The sequence below is a fragment of the Parabacteroides timonensis genome (assembly GCF_900128505.1).
Lineage (GTDB): Bacteria > Bacteroidota > Bacteroidia > Bacteroidales > Tannerellaceae > Parabacteroides > Parabacteroides timonensis.
Genome location: NZ_LT669941.1, coordinates 3493285 through 3510900 on the forward strand (window position 1 = coordinate 3493285; position 17616 = coordinate 3510900).

10 protein-coding genes and 2 pseudogenes are annotated in these 17616 nt (G+C 44.3%); 4 read left to right on the forward strand and 8 right to left on the reverse strand.

The window, feature by feature from the left end; all coding sequences use genetic code 11:
• Positions 1-32: 32 nt before the first annotated feature.
• Positions 33-1835, forward strand: a complete 1803-nt coding sequence (locus BQ7394_RS21665; protein ID WP_075559310.1) for an aryl-sulfate sulfotransferase — start codon at positions 33-35, stop codon at positions 1833-1835.
• Positions 1836-1896: 61 nt separating this feature from the next.
• Positions 1897-3075, forward strand: a complete 1179-nt coding sequence (locus tag BQ7394_RS21670; protein WP_075559311.1) for a glycoside hydrolase family 130 protein — start codon at positions 1897-1899, stop codon at positions 3073-3075.
• A 67-nt stretch (positions 3076-3142) separates the two neighbouring features.
• On the opposite strand, the gene BQ7394_RS21675 is transcribed toward BQ7394_RS21670, so the two are convergent.
• The 3 genes from BQ7394_RS21675 to BQ7394_RS21685 are packed head-to-tail and all read right to left on the reverse strand — an operon-like array spanning position 3143 to position 7529.
• Complete coding sequence (locus tag BQ7394_RS21675; protein WP_075559312.1) at positions 3143-3814, reverse strand: DUF2461 domain-containing protein; 672 nt, start codon at positions 3812-3814, stop codon at positions 3143-3145.
• A gap of 40 nt (positions 3815-3854) precedes the next feature.
• A complete protein-coding gene (locus BQ7394_RS21680) occupies positions 3855-5264 on the reverse strand; it encodes a sialate O-acetylesterase (protein WP_075559313.1) in 1410 nt (469 codons plus the stop codon).
• Positions 5265-5315: 51 nt separating this feature from the next.
• Positions 5316-7529, reverse strand: coding sequence for a patatin-like phospholipase family protein (locus tag BQ7394_RS21685; protein WP_075559314.1), 2214 nt, complete (start codon positions 7527-7529; stop codon positions 5316-5318).
• A 95-nt stretch (positions 7530-7624) separates the two neighbouring features.
• Here BQ7394_RS21685 and BQ7394_RS26685 point away from each other — a divergent pair.
• Together BQ7394_RS26685 and BQ7394_RS26690 are read left to right on the forward strand one after the other, a co-directional pair.
• Positions 7625-10004 (forward strand): annotated as a pseudogene (locus BQ7394_RS26685) (glycoside hydrolase family 2 TIM barrel-domain containing protein); the annotation flags it as partial.
• A gap of 89 nt (positions 10005-10093) precedes the next feature.
• A pseudogene (locus BQ7394_RS26690) lies at positions 10094-11650 on the forward strand (beta-galactosidase small subunit-related protein); the annotation flags it as partial.
• A 112-nt stretch (positions 11651-11762) separates the two neighbouring features.
• Here the strand turns inward: BQ7394_RS26690 and BQ7394_RS21695 are convergent.
• From BQ7394_RS21695 to BQ7394_RS21715, 5 genes are read right to left on the reverse strand one after another with little or no spacing between them, the layout of a single operon-like run.
• Complete coding sequence (locus BQ7394_RS21695) at positions 11763-12332, reverse strand: hypothetical protein (RefSeq protein WP_235848798.1); 570 nt, start codon at positions 12330-12332, stop codon at positions 11763-11765.
• A 1-nt stretch (position 12333) separates the two neighbouring features.
• Complete coding sequence (locus tag BQ7394_RS21700) at positions 12334-13545, reverse strand: 6-bladed beta-propeller (RefSeq protein ID WP_075559316.1); 1212 nt, start codon at positions 13543-13545, stop codon at positions 12334-12336.
• A gap of 37 nt (positions 13546-13582) precedes the next feature.
• On the reverse strand, positions 13583-14779 hold the full coding sequence (locus BQ7394_RS21705) for a 6-bladed beta-propeller (protein WP_075559317.1): 1197 nt from the start codon (positions 14777-14779) through the stop codon (positions 13583-13585).
• Between the two features lie 25 nt (positions 14780-14804).
• Positions 14805-16040, reverse strand: a complete 1236-nt coding sequence (locus BQ7394_RS21710) for a TlpA family protein disulfide reductase (RefSeq protein ID WP_235848799.1) — start codon at positions 16038-16040, stop codon at positions 14805-14807.
• Between the two features lie 47 nt (positions 16041-16087).
• Entirely contained in the window at positions 16088-17596 is a 1509-nt protein-coding gene (locus tag BQ7394_RS21715; protein WP_075559318.1) for a tetratricopeptide repeat protein, read from the reverse strand.
• Positions 17597-17616: the final 20 nt, after the last annotated feature.

Consider the following 17616-nt stretch of genomic DNA (forward strand, 5'->3'; position numbering starts at 1 on the left):
GGACAGGATTCCTTTCCTAATACACTATCGATATGAATGAAATAAGACACTACCTATCCTTCGGGATGGCAATACTCTGTGGAGGTTTGATCTGTTCTTGCGAAAAAGAAGAGCAAAGCTACAATGAAGTATACACATCAATAGATGCTTGCATCAAACAAAACAACATACTCCTGAATGTGGAGCAGGAAACAGACAACACCTATTTCTTTTTTGATGGAGATACTGTCTCTATCCCTACAAACACCATCGCATCCATAAATACGGAAGCAACCGCTTGGAAAACAACATTGACAGGCACAGATGGCACAACAATTATCATACCGACTTTAGGCAATTCGTTAAATCTGTCTAAAGAAAGCATAAAGGTGAATCCTACGGGATACGCCCCTTGCAGTATGCAGCTTACTGTTCCCTTTCCGGTAGAGGGAAGACTAAAAGTCTGCGTAAAAGGCAAACATGGCTCACAAGGCGATTTGTCGTACCTTTTCTCTAAATTTGGATATAATCATCAAGAATATATACATGGTTTATACCGTGACTCAAACAATACGGTAGATGTTTCTTTCGCCAATAAAGAAGGAAAAGTATTATTGACAGAAACAATAGAAGTCGAGACTACTCCCCCCGAAGATTTAGTTCCCGATTTCTTTTCTTCCCGCCAAACAGTTGTAAGCAAACCGGAACAGATGGAGCCGGGCGTTACGATTGTGAACGACCAGGGAGGAGGAGAATATGATGCCCACCGGGCTTATATGTTGGATAGCGACGGAGAAGTACGTTGGTATCTTTGGTTGCGTAATCATCCGAAGTTGAATATCACAGCACATTGCGGATTCAAGCGTTTGGCCAATGGTAACTTTTTAGGTGGAGATGCCCGGAAAGGGAATCTGTTCGAGTTTGATATGGTAGGTAATTTGGTGAAAGAATGGGATATTGCAACGAAAGGATATACCTTTCATCATGATGTGATAGAAATGCCGAATGGTAATCTTTTAGCAACTGTCACCAAAGCCGGAAGTCTGAATTCTGAAGGCACTTACACCCGTTTCGACTACGTGATAGAAGTAAACCGCGAAACCGGAAATATTGTAACCGAATGGGATTTGAAAAAAAGTCTGAATCCGGCACGAGATGCTTTGATGAGTAAACAAGATATAGAAGATTTTAAACATAACTGGGCACACTCCAACGCCGTTGCATATTCACAGGAAGACGATTGCATCCTGGTTTCTAACCGCTATCAAGGATTAGTGAAATTAACACGAGACAATCGACTAGTCTGGTTTCTCACCCCACACCGTGGAGCAGAAAAAAACAGAAGTGCCTTGTTAATGCCTTTAGATGCCAACAGGAATCCGATTACAGACAAAGATGTAATAGACGGGAAAACTGCTCATGAAGATTTTGAATGGATTTGGGGAGCACATTGCCCGGTTCTTCTTGACAACGGGCATGTACTCATCTTCGACAACGGATATCACCGCCATCACGAAGAGATAGATCTTTATAGCCAGGTAGGATATAGCCGCGCTGTGGAATATGTAATCAACGAGAAGCAGAAGACGATACAGCAAGTATGGGAATATGGACATAAGGAACAGGGACGCAGATGTTATTCCGTTGCACTTTCTTCTGTGCAATATCTTCCACAAACCAAGCATGTACTATTTGGTCCAGGTGTCGGTACTCCCAATGTAAATGGAGCCGGAGGAAAAATAATAGAAGTGGATTACGATACTAAGGAAGTTGTCTACGAAGTACATATTTCCCGACCGGATTATTTAGTATTCCATCGAGTAGAGCGTATCTCCCTCTACCCTGAGAACCTCTAAAAACAAATATACATTGAATGCCGGACACCGGCTAGTTACATTGACAAATAAAAAATGATATATGGAAACCAGTTTCTTACATACGATCGAAAAGTTACAGATGCAACATCAAACACTTCTTGCCGAAGAAAATAAACCTTTGGAAATACCCGGCAGCATTGCTACACGTTATAAAAACCCCGTCGTAACCGCAGCGCATATTCCCCTGGAATGGCGTTACGACCTCAACCCGGCAACCAATCCGTATTGCCTGGAGCGTATCGGGGCGAATGCTTGTATGAACTCCGGAGCGATTAAGTGGAACGGGAAATATCTGCTGATGGTCCGTGTGGAAGGCTGGGACCGCAAATCGTTCTTTGCCATTGCCGAGAGTCCGAATGGGGTGGACAACTTCCGGTTCTGGGAACGGCCGGTCAACCTGCCGGATATCGATCCGGAAGAAACAAACGTATATGACATGCGCCTGACCGCACATGAAGACGGTTGGATATACGGTATCTTTTGCAGCGAGCGCCATGATCCGACTGCCGCTCCGGGTGACTTGTCATCGGCCGTGGCAAAAGCAGGGATTGTCCGTACAAAAGACTTGATCGACTGGGAAAGGCTACCGGACCTGAAATCAAAAAGCCAGCAGCGCAATGTAGTCCTTCATCCGGAATTTGTCGATGGGAAGTATGCATTATATACCCGTCCGCAGGATGGCTTTATCGATGCCGGCAGTGGCGGAGGTATCGGCTGGGCACTCATCGAGGATATTACACACGCAGAAGTTCTCTCTGAACAAATAATTGATAAACGCTACTATCATACAATCAAGGAGGTCAAGAACGGGGAAGGTCCGCATCCCATCAAAACTCCGCAGGGCTGGTTACACCTCGCCCACGGGGTCAGGGCATGCGCTGCAGGACTACGTTATGTACTTTATCTGTACATGACGTCCCTCGACGACCCGACAAAGGTTATCGCACAGCCCGGCGGCTACTTCCTCGCACCTGTCGGGGAAGAACGCATCGGGGATGTCTCGAACGTTTTATTTACCAATGGATGGATTGCAGACGAAGATGGAAAAGTATTTATCTACTACGCATCCTGCGACACCCGCATGCATGTAGCAGTATCGACAATAGACGTTTTGGTCGATTACTGCATGAACACTCCGGAAGACGGTCTTCGGTCGGCCGCTTCTGTTGCCCGGATAAATGAACTGATTGATAAAAATAAAAAGTACAAAGGGGTATGATTTAAGGCAATAATGTGAAAAGAGTCTGAAGCCGGAATGTGTTACACAAGGCTTCAGGCTCTTTATTTTATACCCGCCCCAGAAATTCGTCAACCGTATAATTCAGGAAGTTATTAAACGGGAGTAACTGTTCGAAATGCTTGATTGCCTGGTCCATCCAATCTTCCGTCATAAAGAATTCGTCCGGTTTAACGGTAGCAAAACAGTAATCCTTGTGTCGCATGATCTCACTATATTTGAAATCCGTCGGATAACCGGCCGGCATACGTTTCAACACTTCGCCCTCCATTACCGGAAAAGCCTCTTTAAAAGACGGATTTTCAATGATACCTACAAACTCGTCGATATGATCGTAAATATCCTGACGAAGCATCTTCAACAGTTTGGGAGGAGGACACCATACACCACCCGATAGCATACAATTACCCGGCTCCAGATGAATATAATATCCACCCCGTTCACTGGCACGTCCACCTTGCGCCATATAAGCGGCAAAATGAATTTTATAAGGGGTCTTATCCGGAGAAAAACGCAAATCCCGGTAGATACGGAACTGGCAGTCTTTCGCTTCCAGCCCGGCCACCTGCGGATCGAACAGGGCGATCCGGTTGATCAGTTGCTGTACCTCATCGAGAAACCCTTTATGCAATACATCGTAGCGGTCTTTATTTGCCTGAAACCACTCCCGGTTATTGTTCTGGCTTAATTCCTTCAGGAATTGTATAATTTCTGTATTCATAAATATCTGTTTGTTTTACAGGCAAAGATACAGAATAATATCATTCATTATCCCAGTTTCTGTCCGTACGGAACGGAGCAACCGGTAAACCTTCCTTACCGAACAAGTTTCCAATAGTTGCATCATCAAAACAATAATGAACTGCAACCGGCTTCTTCACACGCGGGGAAGTTACGACAACGGTGTTATCCTTGATCTGAGCTTTTCCCGGTTCGAAAACACCGTCTTCTCCTGCAATCATAAACCCGGTCAGCTGTTTTCCTTTACACATTAGTCCGGCATCAGCATGAAGGAATGAAATAACCGCCTTGTTCTTGTCGACCGTCATTTTACTGAATACCGGGCTTTCGTAGCCGGAAGCGAGTTGTCCGTAAGCCTTTCCCAAAGCCATATTTGCCAGACGCAGACCAACGTTTTGCTTATCTGTCGGATGAATATTCGTTACATCTGCAACACAATCGGAGATTGCCACCATACCTGTTCCCGGAACCGTACGTGACACCCATTCCTGATGTTCGCGAACCAAAGCAGCCCCGTTATCGTTTGAATTATACGTATGAGGTGCGATCTGCACCAGATAAAACGGGAAATCTTTCTTAAAATTCTTACGCCAGCCTTCAATCATTGTCTTCAACAAAACACCGTAGGACGAAGCATGATCGCGGTTTGACTCTCCCTGATACCAGATTGCACCGGCCAGGGCATAAGGTACAACCGGATTGATCATCTGATTATATAAAACACCCGGCTCCACCGGCCACCAGGGATATGTTTTGTCCGGCATGACATCACATATCTGTGGATTATTCATCACCAACTCTTCCGGGGTCCAAACTTCGGCAGGAGTACCACCCCAGGAAGATACAATCAGGCCGATCGGTACGTTCAGCTCTTTTTGCAGATCACGACCAAAGAAATAAGCCACAGCACTGGTATTTTTCATTACATCAGGAGTACAGGCCGCCCAGGATGCTTCACAATTGTTCTGAAGAGTTTTTGCTCCGCGTTTAGGGATATGAAAGAAACGAATATTCGGATAATTGGCGGCAGAGATTTCTTCATCGCGGTTATCTATATTGCTCATCGGTGTCCATTCCATATTCGATTGCCCACTGCAAAGCCAGACTTCTCCCAGCATGACGTCCTTAAGTTCCCGGCTACCATCCCCCGACACAGATACCGTGTAAGGGCCTCCGGCTCCGGCTGTTTTCAATGCCGCTTCCCAGGTTCCATCCGGACGAACAACAGTTGTTGCCGTATCTTTAGGAGCCCAACTCCCGACAACTTTGATCGTAGCATTTGCCACTCCCCAGCCCCATACAGGCACATCACTCTTTTGTTGCAAAACCATGTGGTCGGTAAAAACAGAAGGCAGACTTATTTTAGCCTGCACACCGGCCATCAATAGGGAGAGACCGACAGCCATCCCGGTAATTCGTGTAAGTTTCATGTATTCCTTTGTATTTGATTGATTAACGAATTAACAAATGTACAATAAAAACTAAAACGCAAATCCCAGATTTAAATAAAACTGGAGGTTTGTGTTCTGATTCGACATACTGAAATTGGCACTCAACGGTCCGGCGATACTATTATAGGCATACCCGATACTACCGCCCCAAACGCTTTTTCCTTTTAACAGGTGAAGGAAGTCATCATGATGAATGGCATAGTTACCGATCAGCGAAATATAGTTTCGTCCGGCTATGCGTTGCCGAAAATGAAGGCGGGCCACCGCAATGGCATTGTCGAATATCTCCACCCGGTTGATACCGGCAAACGGTAATTGCTGGGGAACATATTTTCCTTCCACCTCTCCACCCACGGCATTCAGGAAAGGATAGGCCAGATTGCCTCCGATCAGTACACGTCCGTAAAGAGACGGCAGCACACTCAGATGGGAAGTGATGGGAATAACGGATGTAAAATTAAGCCCGACGGCCGAGAAAGGCGCATGACCGTTATAGCTGACAAAGTTATCCGTATAAAAAGAATAATCGGCTTTCAGGGAAACGCCTTTCGTCGGGAAATAACGCCGATCGAATGTCTCCAGATGGGCCAGAGCAAAATAACTGATGAAACCTTCCGGCTTTACCTCATACTCGTTGTTATTATCCCCTGTATACAAAAAGGAAGTATAGTTGAAATATTCATAGCGTAAGCCCACCTTAAACTTGAAGTTCAGCCAGTTCATATCAGAGTATCCGAACTCCGCCAGATGATGGGTATAACTGGTATTAAAGGTCTTATTTCCTTTCCGGTAAATATCCAGGTCATTATAAGTAAACTGATAAGCCAGATTCAGATTACGCAACGGATTCCGCTCGATCGCATAATCCAACCGTCCGTAGGAGATCTTTCCACCGACACGTCCGGTAAAAGCCAGCCGGGAATGGTTGCGTGCCCTATAATCTAAGGTTGCATTCAGTAAAACACCGATCACCTCTTCCGAATCGAAGCGGACACCCAGGTTAATCGAACTGATCGACTTCTTCTGTGCCGTCAGTACCAGATCCTGTTGTTGTTCGCCTGTCAATTTATAATTTACATTCGAATAGGCATTTGAACCGACCAGGATCGACATGGCTTTATGCAACTCTTTCAAGGTGATATGGCTATTTTCACGCAGGCCGCTGATCTGCATCAACCACTTCTCATCGCGCGGGTCGGTACCGGCAAAAGAAATATGCCGGATATAGAAACTGTCGGTAGGTAAAACTGGATATGACTTACGGGGTAATATATGTTCCTCCGGACGATAATCTTCCGGGATACCGATCTTCTTTTTTAATGCCATAATCTCATCCCAGCGGCCACGAGCTTCCTGCTCACCACGACGGATCAGCGTATCGAGTGCCGTCGTACTGAAACTGGCCGCATTATAAGGAGTCATATTCGGGCGAAACAGCAAATCGGCCCTCTCTTTATTTTTCGCATACTTTTCATAACCATGCAGGGCTATGATCTGACCGATTACATCACCGGGGGTATTCAGTCCCTCCAACACTTTCAGGTCGCTGGTCCCGAGATCAATGCCGATAATAATATCAGCCCCCATATTCAATGCGACATCGACAGGAAAATTATCATTCAGGCCGCCGTCTACCAATACCATACTGTCCAGTCTTACCGGGGCAAACACAGCCGGAATAGCCATACTCGCACGCATAGCTAAAGGTAAGCTTCCCTTATGGAAAACATAATCTTTCCCATTCACGACATCTACCGCTACGCAGGCAAACGGTATATTGAGATTATTAAAATCAATGGAATCATGGTAGCCGATCGTGAGGTTTGAGAAAAGATTCTGCAAATTCTGACCTTTGATCATACCGCTGATCACACGGTCTTTCTTCTCCTTCCCAAAAGGCAAAGAGAGAATATATCGCTCGGAATTTTCTTTTTCCGGAAACGACAGACTGGTACGTGTCACCCGATCGCTCAGGAGCATTGTCCAATCCTGATGTATCACCATGCTATCGATCTCCGCGGGAGTATAACCGATCGCATATAATCCTCCTACAATAGCACCCATACTGGTTCCCGCCACATAATCGATCGGGATACCTGCTTCCTCCAGCACTCTCAACACGCCAATATGAGCTACTCCTTTTGCTCCTCCGCCACCCAGTACGACCCCGACTTTCTTTCGCCCGGCTGTCAAGGAAGGTAAAGCGACCAGTAACATCAGCAAAAAGCAAAGTAACTTTTTCATCTGCACAATATTAATTTACGACAAATGTAATCGGTTTACATCAAAAATTGTATTAAATTTGAGCAAATTTCTCACCTTAAGAAGAAAAACTCAATATGCAAAAACTAGCATTATGTCTATTACTATGCAGCTTTACATTTCAAAGCTTTGCTACAGTAGATCCACTAAAAGGCTATCAGTATGCCTCAGAACAAGCGCCTAAAGGGGACGAATGGGAATCTCCTGAAAATCTTGCGCTAAACAAAGAACAACCTCATGCCTGGTTCTTCTCTTTCCAGGATCAGGAAAGTGCCCGGAAAGTATTACCGGAAAACAGTACGTACTGGCAGTCGCTCAATGGTGACTGGAAATTCAACTGGGTACGTACTCCCGAAGAGCGTCCGAAGGACTTCTATCAAACGAACTTCGATGTATCGGGATGGGACAATATCCCGGTACCTTCCAGCTGGAACATCGTCGGCCTTCAAAAAGACGGGACACAGAAGTACGGAACACCTATCTACGTGAATCAACCAGTTATCTTCCAGCATAAAGTAGCTGTCGACGACTGGCGCGGCGGCGTGATGCGTACCCCGCCGGAAAACTGGACAACCTTCAAAGACCGTAACGAAGTCGGTTCTTACCGCCGTGAATTCACCATCCCCCGGGATTGGGAAGACAAAGAAGTCTTTATCAATTTCGACGGGGTAGATTCGTTCTTCCATCTCTGGATAAACGGGCAATACGTCGGTTTCTCAAAAAACTCGCGTAATACGGCCAGCTTCAATATCACTCCTTATCTGGTGAAAGGGAAAAACATCGTAGCCGCTGAAGTGTACCGCAGTTCGGACGGTTCTTTCCTCGAAGCACAGGATATGTTCCGCCTGCCGGGTATCTACCGTACCGTATCGTTGACTGCCGTTCCTCAACTGCACGTTCGCGATCTGGTTGCCACGCCTGACCTGGACGCAACCTATACAGACGGTTCACTGGCTATCCGGGCAGACATCCGTAACCTGGGTAAGAAGATGGCGAAAGGATACTCGATGGTCTATTCGCTGTATGCCAATAAACTCTATTCTGACGACAATACGAAAATAGAGAACGTAACAGCTACTGCCCCCATCGCCCAGATTCCTCCGGGCTTGGAAATGAATGCTGAAACAGTCCTGAAAATACAAAACCCGAATAAATGGTCTGCCGAACAACCGTACCGTTATACATTAGTAGGCGAGTTGAAAGATAAAAAAGGTCGCACGGTGGAAACAGTCTCTACCACTGTCGGTTTCCGCAAAGTGGAAATCAAAGATACGCCCGCTTCGGAAGACGAATTCGGACTGGCCGGACGCTACTATTATGTAAATGGTAAGACTGTCAAGCTGAAAGGCGTGAACCGCCACGAAAGCAATCCGGCTGTAGGCCATGCCATCACACGTAAGATGATGGAAGAGGAAGTGATGCTGATGAAACGTGCCAATATCAACCACGTTCGTAACTCGCATTATCCGGATGATCCATACTGGTATTACCTGTGTAACAAATATGGTCTTTACCTGGAAGATGAAGCCAATATCGAATCGCATGAATATTATTACGGTGCAGCTTCCCTGTCCCATCCTGCGGAATGGAAAGATGCCCATGTGGCACGTGTCCTGGAAATGGTTCACGCCAATATCAACAATCCGTCTATCGTGATCTGGTCGTTGGGTAACGAAGCCGGGCCGGGACAGAACTTCGTGGATGCTTATAATGCGTTGAAAAAAGCGGACTTGTCACGTCCTGTACAGTACGAGCGTAACAATAAAATTGTGGATATGGGTTCCAACCAGTATCCATCTATCTCCTGGGTTCGTGGTGCCGTGAAAGGCGATTACGATATCAAGTACCCGTTCCATATCTCGGAATATGCCCACTCGATGGGGAATGCCTGCGGTAACCTGATCGATTACTGGGAGGCGATGGAGTCGACTAACTTCTTCTGTGGCGGTGCCATCTGGGACTGGGTAGACCAATCACTCTATAATTACACACCGGATGGAAAACGTTATCTGGCTTATGGCGGCGACTTCGGCGATACGCCTAACGACGGACAGTTTGTTATGAACGGTATCGTATTCGGCGACCTGGAACCGAAACCTCAATATTATGAAGTAAAGAAGGTGTACCAGCACATCGGTGTAACAGAAGTCGATGCCTCTAAAGGCCTTTTCGAAATCTTCAATAAATATTATTTCAACGACCTGTCTGATTATGCCGTAAAATGGTCACTATACGAAAACGGGAAAGAGGTGGAAAGCGGATCATTAAATCCGGGTACAGTAGCTCCCCGTAAGCGTGTGCAGGTAGCCGTTCCTTATAATTACAATAAACTGAATGCCGAAAATGAATACTTCGTCAAGGTACAGTTCCTATTGAACGAGAATAAACCCTGGGCTGATAAAGGCTATGTAATGGCAGAAGAACAACTTCCTGTAAAAGCAGCAACAGACAAACCCGCTATTAATGAAGTAGCGAATGCCGCTACCGGCAAACTAACTATCGACAAACAGGCTGATCCACGCTTCTCCACCATCAAGGGAGATAACTTCGAAGTTAAATTCGACAACGAGACCGGTACGATCTACTGTTTGAATTACAATAACGAAACAATCATTGCCGACGGTAATGGACCGAAACTGGATGCTTTCCGTGCCTTTACCAACAACGACAACTGGTTCTACGGGAGCTGGTTCGAGAATGGACTACACAACCTGAAACATAGAGCCACAGCCTCTAAGGTTCTTAATAGAAAAGACGGTGCTATCGTATTGTTCTACACCGTAGAATCGCAAGCTCCTAATGCCGCCAAAATCCTGGGAGGAACTTCCAGTGGCAAAAACAGCGTGGAAGAGCTGACCGACAAAGTATTCAGCGACGATAACTTCAAGTTTACTACCGACCAGGTATGGACCATCTATCGCGACGGCTCCATCGAACTACAGGCAAGTATCACATCCAACAACCCGAGTCTGGTTTTGCCTCGTCTGGGTTATATGATGAGAGTTCCTCAGCGTTATGAAAACTATACTTATTACGGACGTGGCCCTGTTGAAAACTATGCCGACCGTAAAGTGGGGCAGTTCATCGAAATGTATCAGTCGACTGTTGCCGACCAGTTTGTGAATTTCCCGAAACCACAGGACATGGGCAACCACGAAGACGTACGCTGGTGTGCCCTGACCGACAAGGCAGGTAAAGGAGCTGTCTTTGTAGCGACCGACCACCTCTCTACTTCGGCATTGCAATACTCTGCACTCGATCTGACACTGGCCGGACATCCTTACCAGCTACCGAAAGCCGGCGATACTTATCTGCATCTTGACCTGGCCGTTACAGGCCTGGGAGGTAACAGTTGCGGACAGGGTGGTCCATTGGTACAGGACCGTGTGTTTGCCGGACAAAACAACATAGGGTTCATCATCCGCCCGGCAGCGCAAGACCTTTCGGCTGTGGCACAGGTTTCAGCCGCAGGCGATATTCCTTTTTCTATTACCCGTAACCGTACAGGATTGGTAGAATTGTCGTCTATCGACAAAGAGGCCGTCATCTGCTACGTGATCGGTAAAGACAAGAAAGCGAAAGAATATACGGAAGCTATCCCGATGCGGGAAGGCGGAACGATCACAGCCTGGTTCAAGAATAACCCGGAGATCAAGTCTACAAAAACTTTCAATAAGATGGAAAGCATACAGACGGAAGTTATCTATGCCAGTAGCGAAGAAGTGGACGGAGGCGATGCCAAGAACCTGGTAGACGGCGATCCGAACACGATCTGGCACAGCATGTATTCCGTTACCGTCGCCAAATATCCGCATTGGGTAGATTTGGATGCGGGTGAAGAAAAAGCACTCAAAGGCTTTATCTATCTGCCACGTCAGGATGGCAGCAATGGAAACATCAAGGAATATTCCATCCAGGTCAGTCCAGACGGAAAGAATTGGGGAGAGCCCGTTTGTAAAGGCCAGTTCGCCAACAACAAGGATGAAAAGAAAGTCCTTTTCGACAAACCGGTAAAAGGACGTTACATCCGCTTCACAGCCTTGAGCTCACAGAACGGACAGGATTTCGCAACAGGGGCAGAACTTACTATTCTGAGTGAATAAAAAATCCATCTGCATAGAATTATGTAGATAATACTTAAAAAGAAGAGCGATTAGAATCTATTCGCTCTTCTTTTTTGATCTATATATTAAGGTTGGTCCAATCCTCATCATCTCACTTAATAATCAGATCAAACCATATATATTCTTTCATATCGAACACATTATGCCATTCCTTAGGTGGTAACTTTGCATTACGGACGTCACAATAACTACCTGCCAATCTTAACTCCCCATCAACCATCACCTCCCGTAAAGCACCACTCGTATAACCAATAAGAGGGATTGTATCACCAGAATGATAAAAGTCTGTCGGATATATTTCCAATAAAATACTATGTAAAACATCATCCACCTCTACTTTTTCCTTAACTTGCTTTTCTTCTCCAACAATAAAACATACCTCATGTGCATGGAGCGGTTCAGCTTCAATATGAATCAACAAAACTGTATCCTTTATTACATAAGAGGGGGCATTCAATATTTTATAAGATACAGTTCCTTCTTTGTAATGAGCCATCCGTATCCTATAAGTTTGTCCTTGTAATTCGCCGGATAGCTTTATTTTTTGAATACTTGCCGGAGATTCAGTCTCTTCATAATGAAGGCGAACTGGAAACGACTGTTTGTTATCGCAACCAATCATTAACAGAAATAATACGATCAATTGAAAATATTTCACCATCTCACTTTAAATAAACAATCATCAAGACAGGGTTATCATCCTCTCCTATTCCTTTTAGTTGTTCGTGATTGAGAATTTCAGGATTCTTTTCGGCTTCTTTGAATATATCCTGTACTTCCCAAACATACAATAAAGTTTTACTATCTAATGATGCTACAGGACGAAGAGGTAATCCTCCGCTCAAATCATTTTTAATAACACCACCGATTAGTTTATAACAATCTCCGTTTTTCTTATCAAACATGGCCATTTGCTGTTTGCGTACATTCTCACCCGCCCAGTTTGAATAAGGCATAAACAAATAAGGATCTGTTTCTATAGCCTGATACCTGATATAAGGAGCAGCAAGCGACTGGTACCGCTTATTATCTCCGTCCAGATATTCAAAACGACATTCAATAGGTAAAGAATATTTTCCCATTTGAAATATATAACGCGGCTCAAGTAGATCCTTTGTGACAATAAACAAGGTATCATTATAATAATCCTTACAGCAAACCATATTTTCATATCGGAACATATAGCGATCTGTGGGACTGCTCATCATCCATGAATACTGGCTATTGAGCTCAAATAAATCTGATCGCGGGAAAGTTTTCAACGTATCCCCTTTGATATCAGAAATATAAATACGAGTCTTTCTTTTCCCGTTTGTGTTACGTACAAATGTAACCGATGTCGTATCATTCAGCATGGAGAAATCACCCGATTCAATATCCGGACTTTTCATTGACCGAAGGAACTTTCCCGACTCCATATCATAGACATTAATCCGTTGAGAGGTTGTCATCATAAAAACCAGTCCTTTTTCTTCGTCGACATCTATTTGAGAGATCCAGACAAACTCACCAGGGCCACTTCCTTTGCGCCCGATCTTACGGACAAATTTACCATCCGTGGTATACTGGAATAAAGTTTCGATCCACGGCAGAAAGAAATACTTATCAGTCTTCAATATGTTCGCGTCTTTTAAAGCCCTGATCAAGCATTTATCATTCGTCTCTAGCGGTATATATTTTACAGAATCAGCAATTTCACTCAGTAACACTTCGCGCTCTGTCTCTATACCGGTTTCAAACGGAACAGTCATCGGGTATACTGGAACTGCCGGCACGACCTCTATTTCTTCTGCCGATTTCTCCGTCTTCTTTCCTCCGCAGGAAAACAGGAAAGAGATAATGATTACTATTGATAAAATTTTAAATCGATCCATCCCGTATATATTTAAATGATTACTAAACGATTCCTATTCATTTTAAATAAACAATCATCAAGACTGGGTTATCATCCTCTTTCAAATTCTTTAATTGCTCATATTCCATAACAGAAGGATCTTCTTCTGCCAGTTCCAGCACTTCGGATGCTTCCAGATAATAAAGTAATATATCATCTGCAATACGCGTTTCCGGATAAAAAGGCAAACTACCTTGCATATCATTCTTGATACGATTGTTTTTCACCTTATAGCAAGTTCTTTTCTTCTTATCATACAGAGCCAAACGAGGTAACTCGTCTTTGTTAGTAACGTCCCAGGAGGTATAGGGAAGAAACACCCATTTGGAAGTTTCGTGGAAATCCGGTCGCAGATAGGCTTGTGCGGGTTCAGAATAGGCTTGCCAGTTTCCCTCCAAAAGCTCAAAACGTCTTTCTTTCGGTATCTTATACTTTCCTAAATCGAGAATGTAACGAGGCAGAAGTTGCTCTGAAGTAACCGTAAAGACCGTATCATTATAGTATTCTTTACAACAGGCTTCTCCTTTAAAAGAGTATACATAGCGGTCGTAGCGTCCCCACAAATAATAATTCAATCCATTAGCAATCGTAAACTGATCATATTGAGGGAAAGCTTTCAATGTCTCTCCCTGCCGGTTAACCAGGACAAGCCGGTCTTTCTTCTGCCCCGTATTATTATAGAAATAGCCGACATACGTACTATCTCCTAACAAAGTGAACTGCCAGCAGAAAGGTATTTTAGACTCCCCTGCATAGTCTCCGTCTACTGTATAGGTAAGAATCCTTCCATTATCCATTATATAAATCTGTTTCAGCCTGTCGTTAGTAGCAATAAACCGAATTATGCTATATTCTCCTGGCCCTTGTCCCCGTTTGACTACTGAGCGGACAAACTTACCGTCATCTGTAAATTGCAATAGTCCTTCGCTGCATGGAATAAACAAATTATGATCCACCATCTGTATCATTCCTTGAGATACTTTTGCCACCAAACACTCGGGTTTTGTTTCCAACGGAACAATCTTTACCTCTTTGGCAATTTCACTCAACAGGACTTCCTGCTCCGTCTCAATACCTTTCGCAAAAGAAATCGTTACCGGATATTCCAGATCAAATACTGTTTCCGAAAGAGCTTGTTCACCAGATTTCTTTCCTCCACAAGCTGTCAGGAGCAAACTAGCAGAAAATATAAAAGATATATAGATCTTATTCATAACCGTATCTGATTAATTATCCTGTTTATTTCGATACTAATTCATTGATAATGCCAATAATCTCCTCATCCGTTGTATCCGCACTATACCCCTGTATGACTTTTCTGATTATCCGCTGACCATCGAGGATGAAAAAGAAAGGGACTGCCCCTCCGGTTTGAAAAGCCGCGACAACATCATCGTCGGCAGCTAAAAAAGTATACCCTATTTTATGCTTGCCGACATAATTCTGAAGTGCATGTCCTTTCCGCACCCATGTTTCTATAGCAACCACTTCGACATCTTCCGTATTATAATCTTTTTTCAACTTATTCAGAAAAGGAATGGATGCCATACACGGACCACAACCGATTCCCGTCAACTGAACAACCAGTACTTTGCTCTTATCAAAATCAGACAACGAAACAGTCTTCTCATCAGCATCTTTCAATACCCAATCCGGCGCTTTCTTACCAACGAGATCCGACTTTCGCGTCGTATCCCTCACTTCCCCATATCGCCTGATCTCATAGCCTTTCGGGAAATAGCCGAACAGGTCGAAATCAGAAATTGAGATCTTGTTTAGTTCCGCATCCACACAGTCTGAAGAAGAAATACTATGCGACATTTCCCGCCGATATTTATAAGGTAAGTCATTTGATTTACCGATCCATAGTTCATAGCCAGAAGTAGGATCTCCAAAATCGAATGGAGGCTTGGGAATATAATAAGCCTTTCCGAAAAACTCAACCTGCCTGTCCTCATGGATAACCAGTTTCAAATAACGGTAATCGTCGAACTCTTTCAAATCGGTCGAGATACTATCGGTCGTCTCCAGGATATAGTTGACAATACTTTTGGTATAATTAAAAAATGGGGGTGATACGAGTCTAAATGGCAAATCCCTATGCGTAAAATCATCAATCATGATCCCTTTCTTATCATGATAGGTGGTTACATTCACTTCACCATTATAGCCAAATTCGAAACAGGTAGTGTCCGTTCCTTTCAGTATCACGAAACTACTTCCGATAGTAGTATCTTTCGGATTAGTATATTCTTTACAGAATAGACGCTCTGCCACTATCGGAATGGTATCACCCGGTTCCCATGCTTTAACATCTTCATAATAGGTAGCCGAATTAATTTTATCCAACTTCTCCCACACCTTTTTCAGGTACTCTGTCGTACCGGCATCCATCTTTTTCTTCTGCCCTTCGCAAGGTATGCAAAGAATAAGGGTGAGTAGCCATATACCCGCCATTCCAATCCGTTTTCCCATATTTATTCTTATTTAGGTTATTCAGACTTTTTCCCTTGTTCGAGAATTTATCGGTCAACTTTCCTCTCTGCATTAACATTGCTGGCAGAATCCTTCGAAGCCATCTCTTTCTGTCCCTGTCTCTTCATAGCTGCACGCATCTGTTCATGATGTTGCTTTTCTATTTCAGGAGGTTCGGGTAAACTGTTAATCAGAGAACGTAAGTCGATCAATGAGAGTTTGCTCTTTTTCCCGTCGGGAGCCAACATCGTCAACTCGCTGACACTACGGAAAAAAGCTTCCTGATACAAGTCTTCCAGGAAAAAACGATAACTATGAAGTCCTTTGGCCGATTCATTCCGATTCATATATTCGGTCAGGTAGATATACTTACTGAAAAGTGTCTTCTGCAATTTCACCTCATCCTCAAACAGGCCAGCTTCTATTCCCCAATAATTCTTACTGATCTCATACAGGAAATTCAGTTGCGTCGGATCTTTCTTCCAGGCCTCATAATACAATTTTTCCGCTTCTTTGAAACGACCGTCGCGTTCTAACGTACTCCCCCTGAAAGTTGTCAATAAATTGACAAAGAAGGACTTCGGTTTCATACATTCTTCCGCTTGATCGAATAGCTGATAAGCCCGTTGCCGATCGTATGTCTTACCTAATGAAGCACCGTAAAGAAGGACAGTTTCCACATCAGTAGAATCAATCTCATAAGCAAACCCCAAGGGCTCGACAGCATCCAGTGCATGGCCCGACATATAGCGGGCGGCTCCTGCATATTTGAGGTTAAGAAAAGAAGAATCGCCTTCGGCCAGTAAACCGGTATAGACCGTATCCGCTTTCAGATAATTCTTCGTCATATACAAAGCCATCCCCTGACTCTGTCGTATCTGACGATTATCCGGGTTATAAAACAGAGCCGTATCGCATATCTGTAAAGCCCCCTTTCCATCTCCCATCCGAAGCAAGGTATTTATCAGGGAAGAAGCCACACGGATATTCTCAGGATTTATTTCCAAAGCACGTCCATACAAGGAAAGAGCAATCAAAGTATTCGGACCGGTTCCTTTTTTTATATGACAATCGGCAAGGCCGGCAAGAATGGAAGGATTATCACTTTCAAAGGAAGCAAGGGTATGGTAATATTCCATCGACTGCCCGTAATCTCCTAACTGATAATAAAGACGGGCTAACTGATTATTGGCATAAAAGTTCAGCGTATCCGATTCCAGTACTTTCCGGAAACAACGCTTCGCCTCTGTTATTTTTCCAAAATTAATGGCTGCACGGGCAACTGCATTCAATGCATCCACATTGGTTGTATCCATCGACAGACAATGCCGGAAACATTGGTATGCCTCCTTATACCGGAGCATGCCTTCATAAGCCTGGCCGATAGCTGACATAGTAACATAGTCGGCTGAATCTGCCGCTGTAAGACTATCGGCCCGGGCTATCACCTTCGCAAACTGCTTTTTGTTCACCAGTTCCTGAAGCGATGAACTCTGTGCCTGCCCCATAAGGGACAGGACACTGAGAAGAAGCAAAACAGTATATTTATGCATCATCAGCTTTACTATGTTTTGTG